The organism is Microbulbifer epialgicus (genome assembly GCF_041447265.1).
Taxonomy (GTDB): Bacteria; Pseudomonadota; Gammaproteobacteria; order Pseudomonadales; family Cellvibrionaceae; genus Microbulbifer; species Microbulbifer epialgicus.
In genome coordinates, this window is record NZ_JBGMEK010000056.1 from 20,753 (window position 1) to 29,393 (window position 8,641).

An 8,641-nucleotide genomic window follows, 5' to 3' on the forward strand; every position below is an offset into this window, starting at 1 on the left:
TATTACTTATTGCTACACCAAAGGATTTCAGCCTACAAAAGTTAAAAATTAACTTTATTTAATTCTTGGAGTTTAATACTTTTTGGGGAGCTTGATTAATATAAAATAGAAGTAATTGGCAAAATTTATAGCTTCATTTGTTCTGAATGGTGGGATTTTACGATATATTTTATCATTTTTACCGCAGCCCTTTAAAAAATAAATATTAATATAAAATATAAGGTGGAAACCTTACAATAATCCTAGCCTTAGTTTTTACCAAGCACCATTAAAATTATAGACGGCTTGAATTAGGCGCACTTACTAAAAAGAGGGAAGGAGAGAATACACTGCACTCGGGACCGTATGAGGCATGGATGCCGGTTACGAGCTTACAGGGATGTATTCACAGCGCGTCTCGTGCAGTGTATCCTTTCCTTCTGACCCAGTAGTATAATACTCTGACAGCAAGATCAGTTATATTGAAAGACATTTTGACTATTAATTTGACTATGAAATAATGGTAGAGATATATAAATTAAATATTCAGGGCTCCGCGAGCCTATGGTCGACAGCGGCACATCCTTGTAACACGTTAAACTGCTAATTTTGATTCAAAGGTACGATGAAAGCAAATGGGCATCATTTACGACATAAATCCTTAGTGATTTTCACCTCTAATGATTGCCACCTTGAATTTATGATAAATATCACGCTATATAAATAACATAAGCTTTAAAAATAACTTAAGAAAATTTTAGTTGGATCTTTCAGCTCGCTCAATGGCATCCCTTTCTTCATTTGTTAAAGCTTTATAACCACGTAGATATGGCCATCCATAACCCCAACGAAAAGGCGTAGGTAAAAATGGGGTACCCCCAACCCGCACTCCCAACAGCATCAACAGGGCTACTTCTTCAGTACCGGTTTGAGTAACGCACTTTTTCAGCTCTTGATCAGCCAACTCACGCTGTGTATAAGTGCCACCTTTCCAGTAGGCATAATCATGGGCTTGACAACAATCAAACCACAACTCCTGTTTTTCCAGAGTGCCATCGGGAAATACGCTGCAGCCATCCGTACGAAAAGGTTTTATCTCGCTGGCTTCAACAGATGCTGATAATAGTAAGAGCAGTATCAACAGGGATTTCATAAAAACTTAAAGAGCTTCCAACTATGTTGATAATATTTTTTTCCGAACAATAATTCAATATATTCTGACAAAATCCCGGCGGCCAAGTCTTGATGCACCAAGCAAACCTCTAAATTTCTTTTATTAGCAATATCTTCTAGCAGTCCCGATGTCCTCTTTGGGAGTCACTAAATACCTGAAATAGCCAGCAATGAACATCTACATCAAATTCTTTCTTCTCTCGTAAATTTTATTATAGGGAGGCCACTAATATTTGTCCGCTGTGGAACTAAAATATGTCGACTTACTACTGGAGGCAGTAAAAAATACACTTCTCACGCGGCACACTGAAAATACGTCTCTCAAGTGCAGGTAACCGGCATTCATGCCTTATATATACCCGAGTGAAGAGTATTCTTCCTCTCCACCTTTTAGTAAGTTACTCACAGATTGACAGAAACCAAATTTAGTATATTCAAATAATTCGTGAATAGTGCGAGGCTTCTCCTTTTTTTTACTACGACCCGATTATTCTGGAGATACCTTAAAAATCACCTGTAAAACTTAGAGACAATGTGAACTTGATTTGTTGCCACTAAATTTGCTCTATTGCCAGCTCATTTATCCACACGTTCACAGGTACAGGACGGATAAACAGAGTTTCTATTAATTCACGCTGAGCGGGAGCTTTACCCACAAGAGTTTCAACAAAATCCAGAGAGCTGGCGGGAGAGCCGGGATAACCATGCTGTTTGCCCAATTCAGCAAGGGCGGCAAGAATCGGCGTATCACCTATGGCCTGACGCAGCCGAGCAAAGGCCAAAGTGGCACGGGAATACCTATCATGAGGTGACTCAGCGCTGAGCAAACTGAGCGTTGGCTGGCGGTTATGGTTTTCGACGCGCTGATAGCGTTCTCGTTCATAGGCGATGAGTCCCTCCATGGCAGGCCTGCCCACATAACGCTCCAATATCACCAACTCAATATACTTAACTATGGATTCCACCAAGAAAGCGCGGTCCTGTTCAATACCATTGCCAAACCAGTGACCGAACCATTGGTGCGCAGTTTCGTGTACGACGCGGCGATAGGCTTGACTGAAAGGCATTTCCTTATCCTGCAGGGCACGAAAACCGACTCGACTGCCGATTAACAGCAAGTGTGGTAGGGCGTACCCTGTCGGACCATTATCTGGCTTCTCTACCAATGTCAAGGTACTTCCGTTAAAGGGAGCAATATGTGTGGATAAAAAATTAACTGTTTGCGCCATAACATCCAGCGTCATTCCCACATTCGTTCGGTGCTGAGGTAAAAACGCCACTTGTAGCTTTACTCCATCTAGGTGGCGACTTTGTACTTTTAGCGGTGCGGCAATAAACCCCTGTAAATTGCGTATTGGCTGATGAGTGACAAACCGATGGTACTGGCGATTTCCCTGTTGCCAGCTGTTAGCTATCTCGCCTTGAGTAAAACTCTGATAACCAAGCGGCGTGGATATTTGAGTGTCCATTAGCACCCAATTATAACCATCTCCACTTTTATCCCTTAGCTCCAGAGCTTCCTCCACAGACTTCTGTGGTTTTAGCGGAAGGCCAAATTGACGGCGCGAGTCTTCACTATCCAATTCTCGTTTCGATTGGTAGCCAATCACCGGAAAGTAGGGAATTGAACGCAGGTAATTGAACTCTTGAGTAAGCATTTTATGGGTTGGCATCGCCATAAAACCATTTTGTGCCAACACCAAGCTGAAATCCAGAGTCAGAGATTGACCTGACTGCAGTGGTGTCACCAATTGATAAATCCGTTGGCCCAGCTCACTATTATATTCCATTGAGGCCTCTACGTTCAGGCTTATTTGGCTTAACCGTGTTTGCCAGTACTCACCTATCAAGAGTGTTTCTATGGGCTGGGAATGAGTGTTTTCCAAATGGTATTGCCCGTTAATCCGAACTTGGCGCTGCTGAGGAAAAAAATCTACCTCAGTGTCAATGCTGGTAATTACCGGCATCGGTAATTCGCTAAAAGAGCGAAATTTCTTCTCATACTGAGTCAGCATAGCCGCTCGCTGGCCTGGGGCGAGGCTCTGGCCGTTTACACTCAAGGCAGTCTGAATCGCTATCCCCTGATAAACCAGAAAAATGGTAAATGAAACAACAGCAAGTAAGGCCGGACTGTATAGCTTTTGTATATTAATTTTCCGCCACTGGCTGTTGATAAGAATGGCAGCTGATAGCAACAGTGCTGCAAGCAAGGCCCAGAACCGGGTAAAGGCCCAGAAACCATCCAGATTTGTTTGATAGCCCAAGTATCCACCTGTAGGCTCTAGCGGTGTTTCAAATGGGCGCAATAACGGATGATGCAAATCAAACAGAGCTGCAAGGGGAGTAAAGCGTAGGATCAACAGTAATACGCAAAGCATCACTGCAGAAATTCGACTGGAAATACAAGCCTGAATAGCTAAAAATACAATACCAAGCGCCGCCAACGGGATACCTGAATAAAGCACATAACGCCCATATTCAAGTAAGCTAATGGGGCTCTGTTTGAGCCATTGGCACAATATAGAAGCCAGAACAGCCAGTAATAAAAGTACTAGGAGTAGGGTAAGTAGACTGCTTACCCGTGATGATAATCCGACGGCTGGGGAAAGAGGTAGCGCATTAACAATGCCAGCAATATTTAGCTGTTGATCACGTCGGGTAAGCCAATCGCTGAAATACAGCAGGAGTATTGACCCAAATAGCGGTGTTATATCCCACATAAAACGATTAATAGCATCTTTGCTCGAACCTACTAGCAGTGCACCAGGTTCTGCATGGTTGAGTGATGGGTAAGTTTCACCAATGATCACACAGCACCAAATCAAGCCCACCAACCACAATACAGGCAGTTTAAACAACTGCGTACATTGCAGGCGAATCAGAGTAATAAACTGTAGGAAGCCTTGTGGTTTAACACCAGTAAAAACAAAGAGAGTTGAACCTGTAGTCTTTCGCTGTCTGATCGGTAACTTCTGTATGGACTTCGAACAAGAATCTATATGTTGTTTTGCTAGGCGAAAAGCAACAGAGGACATCGCAAAAGCGGTAAGTATTACCATTGCCCTGTTCACACCAATAAGTGCTAAATCGGGCTCTTTTGTCATCAACGCTGTGAGTGCAAACCAGTCTAAATATCCCATGAGGCATACTAGCCAGGGAGCTGGCGTTTGTGAACTCGCCATTAGCGGCGAGCCGCTGACACTTGCCAGCATGGTATAACTAATAAACCATAACAGGCCGCAAAAATATACCAACATCAACGATGGGCTTAGATTCCGGAGCCACCAAAAGGCTGATACAAATAGCAATGTCGCGGGTAAGCCGATCAACAATTGGAAAGCCTGTAATTTTACAGCGGTAGACAGTAGGTCAAGTACATCTGGCAGTTTATCCGCAAAACTCATAAGGCCAACTAGTAAGCCAAGCGCCGCCAGTACACCAAGCAGGCTCAGCAGAAGACAAAGGCTAACAACCTGGGTGACCTGTTGTCTGGCCCGCGATAGCGGAGTCACCAGCGTGAGGTCGTGCATTTTATAGGTATCGGCACGGTACAAGGCAAAGCCAGCCAAGAGGCAAGCTGCCCAGGGCTGTGCCAACATACACAGGACCCCAACTAGCTTCAGCAGATGTGGATCGCTAAACAGCTCAGCTTGATTTACACGGATTCCGCGACCAACAAAAAAGCCAAATACCCCTGCCAGCATTGTCAATATCCAGCTAAGCGGTTGACGCAGGCAGAGTTGCAGTTCATTTATAACTCGCGTGCCAAGCATCAGACGACCTCCCCTCTGTACTTTTTCAGATACAGAAAATAGCTATCCTGCAAGCTGGGGGGGACAGCCTCAAAGTCGGCAGCCGGACAATGCTCACCGAAAATGCGCGCCATCGACTCACCATAGTACAGGCATTGACTAAGCAGTTGTATATCGTTTGGCAACGACCCGCTTAGAGGCCCCTGCCAAATCTTTCCTTCCAGACTCCTAAATAGCGCCAGCGTATGATCATGGGCGACAATCTCGCCATTGATCAATATGGCAGTATGCGCACTAAGATGTTCAATATCTTCAACTATATGTGTGGAAAGCAGCACCACGCGTGTTTGGGCAATTTCGTGTAACAACTGGTGTAGACGAGTTCGCTCCGCCGGGTCCAGCCCTGAAGCTGGTTCATCAAGAATCAGTATTTTCGGTTCACCTAAAAGTGCCTGGGCAATACCAAATCGCTGCAACATTCCACCAGAAAAATGGCTCGGCTGCCGGTTTGCATGCCCTGTGAGATCAGTCAGATCGAGAACCTGATCAATCTGCCGTCGACGTTGTACTTTATTATTCAAACCTTTCAGAATTGCCAGGTGCTCAAGTAGCGCGTAACAGGATATATATGAATAAACACCAAAGTGTTGAGGCAGATAACCTACAAGTCTGCGTAGCAGAAATGGATCTTGATACACATCTTGCCCATCAAGAAGCATATCGCCGCTATCTGGCAATTGTAGCGTGGCAATAGTGCGCATGAGGCTGGACTTGCCAGAACCATTAGGGCCAAGTAAACCCGTTATTCCTGTACCTATTTGCAGAGAAACATCTTTTAGGGCACGTGTACCATCTGGGTAGGTTTTATAAATTTTGCGGAGATTTAGCATTGACATGTACCATAGTTTTTTATCAGGCTAAATAACTCCATGGATGTCATAAAGAGTTTGATGATGAAGTCTATGGTTTTTGTGACATTATTAACTCAGTTGCATGAACTACTGTTTATCAGTAAAAACACTATGTTTATCATAAAACTGCTGACAGACCCGAGGGATTACACCAGTATTGGCATCAGCGCTTTATAAGTAGGCCTAACTCAGTATGATAAGATTTCCAAGCCTTCTGCGCCATCGACAAACATTGATATCCCTATTACCAGTAATTGCGGCGGTATTGATAGAAGTATTAATCCGCTTCCATAATTATGCATCACCTATCGCTACTCACCGGATCGATGCCCTCAGCGTTTGGGGCCCGTATTCATTATCACTATTACAGATTCTACTTGAAAGCCTGCCGTTGTTCATTACTCAGTTCTTAATGATATCTTTATCCAATTGGCAGCATTACCTATTATGGTCATTAGGGTTTATTATTTATCCTGCCATTAACCTGGTAGCACAAAACACATTGCCAGGAAATATGGAATCTTCAGTTAGTATACAATTTTGGGGAATATCGGCAGGGTTATCCCTAATTTACTGGCTCCAGCGGGACTCTCAGCAATCTTCAGGCAGGTATAGCAGGCCCCCCTGGTTGCGTTATCTACTATCGTTGGATTCGGCACTAATTTTGTGTCTTGGATGTTGGGTCATTCTAATGAGCGGTATGTTTGTATATACCCCTGACCCGATGCACAATCAACCCCTGGAGGCTAAGCTAAACCTTCAACTGATGCTTGAACAATGGCAATTGAGTTTGTATTACATCTGGCAATTTTCTCTGATGGCACTTGTGTTATTTACCTACTACTGGGTCAATCGGTATGTACTGATCCGTAAGGTTTTGGCCAATCATAGGATATATTTGTTTTTTCTATGCAGTGCAATCTGGTTATTGTTATCCTATCCACTATTCGGCTCCCTAATTCTGCAATTACCCTTGAATATTCCTGAGTTAAGTCTCCTGCCTTCGGAAAATCATAATCCATTCGATACCTTAAATTTACTTGTGGCAACAATTATCTGGGGCATCGCTACTCCCTTAATTCTTGCCTTCGAACACCAGCAAAGCACTCGGGAACTCGCTGAGATAACAAAGGAACAGACACAGGCTGAGCTCAAAATGTTGCAGCAACAGGTTAATCCGCACTTTTTATTTAATATCCTCAATAGCTTGTATGCTCTTTGCCTAGCACAATCGGGGCACGCAGCACCAATGCTATTGAAATTATCTGACCTTTTGCGTTATGTGGTGTACCAAGGAGAAAGTTACGAGGTTGCATTGAAAGACGATCTAGCCTATTTGCAAAATTATTTGGAGCTGCAGCAAATGCGAGTAGGTTCCCGTTGTCGTATTGAAACAAATTTACAAATACCTGAGGAAAAATTACAAATTGCGCCTCTACTATTGATTATGCTAGTAGAAAATGCCTTTAAGCATGGGGTAGAAGTCAGTCCCGAAGAATGCTTTATTCACATCTCCTTATATGTGCAACACACTGAACTAGTATTTAAATGTATTAACAGTCTGCCCGATCAGGCTATAAATCCAAGAGCGAACGGCATTGGCCTAACAAACTTAAAGCGTCGCTTACAATTAAGTTACCCACAACGCTTTACTTTGCTAAGTGAAACACAAGGGCAGCAATGGCATACTCGACTCACAATACAATTATGAAAGCCCTAATCATAGATGATGAACCTCTAGCCCATAATGTCCTCCTGCACCATAGCCGCGCCCATACTGATATTGAAGTAGTAGGACAGTGCTTTAACGCTACTGAGGCCCTATCTTTTCTAGATGGAAAACAGGTCGATTTAATACTGCTGGATATTCATATGCCAGTTCTATCCGGACTAAAAATGCTGAGAGTAATGGCTAACCGTCCGCAAGTAATCCTTTGTACCGCCTATCAAGAATATGCCCTTGAAGGCTTTGAAATGGATGTTACCGACTATTTGCTTAAACCAGTGAGTAGTGAACGTTTTGCCCAGGCGCTGGACAAAGTTCGACGTCGAGCCGGTGAGACAGCATCACTAGCAAAGCCAATCATACAAAACCATATCGTAATTCGTGTGGATCGAGAGGACCGTAGGGTTGATCTGGATAAAGTATTATGCTTTGAAGCCTATGGTAATTACGTTAAGATCTGGTTTGACGAAAGCAGCCTACTGACCGCTGGTACTTTGAAAAATTTTGTCGCAACATTACCTTATGGCCGTTTTATTCAGGTTCATAAGTCTTATTTAGTCAATAGAGAAAAGATTGTGGCTCAGGATAGTGAAAAACTCAGGCTAATCAACGAGAAGTTAGTAAGAATTGGTAAAGCGTTTCGCAAAAACCTTGCAGATTTATGGAAATAATACCTGAAATGAATATATCTAAATTTAACATCCCACACAAAATGGAATGACTGACAATATTTTGAGGAAAATACTAAGGGGTCAGAAAGAAAGAAAGAATACACTGCACTCGACACGCGCTGCGAATACATCCCTGCAAGCTCGTAATCGGCATCCATGCCTCATACGGCCCCGAGTGCAGTGTATCCTTTCCTCTTTTTAGTAAGTATTTACCGGCAAGCAGGCCAATTATCTTTATACAACATAATAATTTAACTTGGACATCTGGATATTAGTAATTACTTGTAACCAATTTTAGTAAAAATCCGCATTCTTAGAATGCGGAATTGCCCTCGGCCCCCTAAAAGGGGGCTATTGAGCCAGTCTTCTTAGAAGACTGACCGAGAGTTATCCCGCTTTACACTATCAGCGCAAATCCAACCGGGATTG

At 43.3% G+C, this 8,641-nt stretch carries 5 protein-coding genes; 2 read left to right on the forward strand and 3 right to left on the reverse strand.

The window, feature by feature from the left end:
- Positions 1–736: 736 nt before the first annotated feature.
- From ACCI49_RS18115 to ACCI49_RS18125, 3 genes are all read right to left on the reverse strand, one after another.
- Positions 737–1,132 carry an FAD-binding oxidoreductase gene (locus ACCI49_RS18115; RefSeq protein WP_371840562.1) on the reverse strand — a complete coding sequence of 132 codons (396 nt, stop codon included), beginning with the start codon at positions 1,130–1,132 and terminating at the stop codon, positions 737–739.
- Between the two features lie 574 nt (positions 1,133–1,706).
- On the reverse strand, positions 1,707–4,925 hold the full coding sequence (locus ACCI49_RS18120) for a gluzincin family metallopeptidase (RefSeq protein WP_371840564.1): 3,219 nt from the start codon (positions 4,923–4,925) through the stop codon (positions 1,707–1,709).
- On the reverse strand, positions 4,925–5,794 hold the full coding sequence (locus ACCI49_RS18125; protein WP_371840565.1) for an ATP-binding cassette domain-containing protein: 870 nt from the start codon (positions 5,792–5,794) through the stop codon (positions 4,925–4,927). Before ACCI49_RS18125 ends, ACCI49_RS18120 begins: the two co-directional genes overlap by 1 nt.
- A 712-nt stretch (positions 5,795–6,506) precedes the next feature.
- On the opposite strand from ACCI49_RS18125, the gene ACCI49_RS18130 reads away from it, so the two are divergent.
- Both ACCI49_RS18130 and ACCI49_RS18135 read left to right on the forward strand, forming a co-directional pair.
- Positions 6,507–7,526 (forward strand): sensor histidine kinase, encoded by a 1,020-nt coding sequence (locus tag ACCI49_RS18130; RefSeq protein ID WP_371840566.1) that lies wholly within the window; start codon positions 6,507–6,509, stop codon positions 7,524–7,526.
- Positions 7,523–8,212, forward strand: coding sequence for a LytR/AlgR family response regulator transcription factor (locus tag ACCI49_RS18135; RefSeq protein ID WP_371840567.1), 690 nt, complete (start codon positions 7,523–7,525; stop codon positions 8,210–8,212). The genes ACCI49_RS18130 and ACCI49_RS18135 overlap by 4 nt, the downstream gene beginning before the upstream one ends.
- Positions 8,213–8,641 lie beyond the last annotated feature (429 nt).

Bases quoted from the DNA above. Each gene is read 5' to 3' on its own strand.
- ACCI49_RS18115 (WP_371840562.1), bottom strand. From the start codon at position 1,132: ATGAAATCCCTGTTGATACTGCTCTTACTATTATCAGCATCTGTTGAA.
- ACCI49_RS18120 (WP_371840564.1), bottom strand. From the start codon at position 4,925: ATGCTTGGCACGCGAGTTATAAATGAACTGCAACTCTGCCTGCGTCAA.
- ACCI49_RS18125 (WP_371840565.1), bottom strand. From the start codon at position 5,794: ATGCTAAATCTCCGCAAAATTTATAAAACCTACCCAGATGGTACACGT.
- ACCI49_RS18130 (WP_371840566.1), top strand. From the start codon at position 6,507: ATGAGCGGTATGTTTGTATATACCCCTGACCCGATGCACAATCAACCC.
- ACCI49_RS18135 (WP_371840567.1), top strand. From the start codon at position 7,523: ATGAAAGCCCTAATCATAGATGATGAACCTCTAGCCCATAATGTCCTC.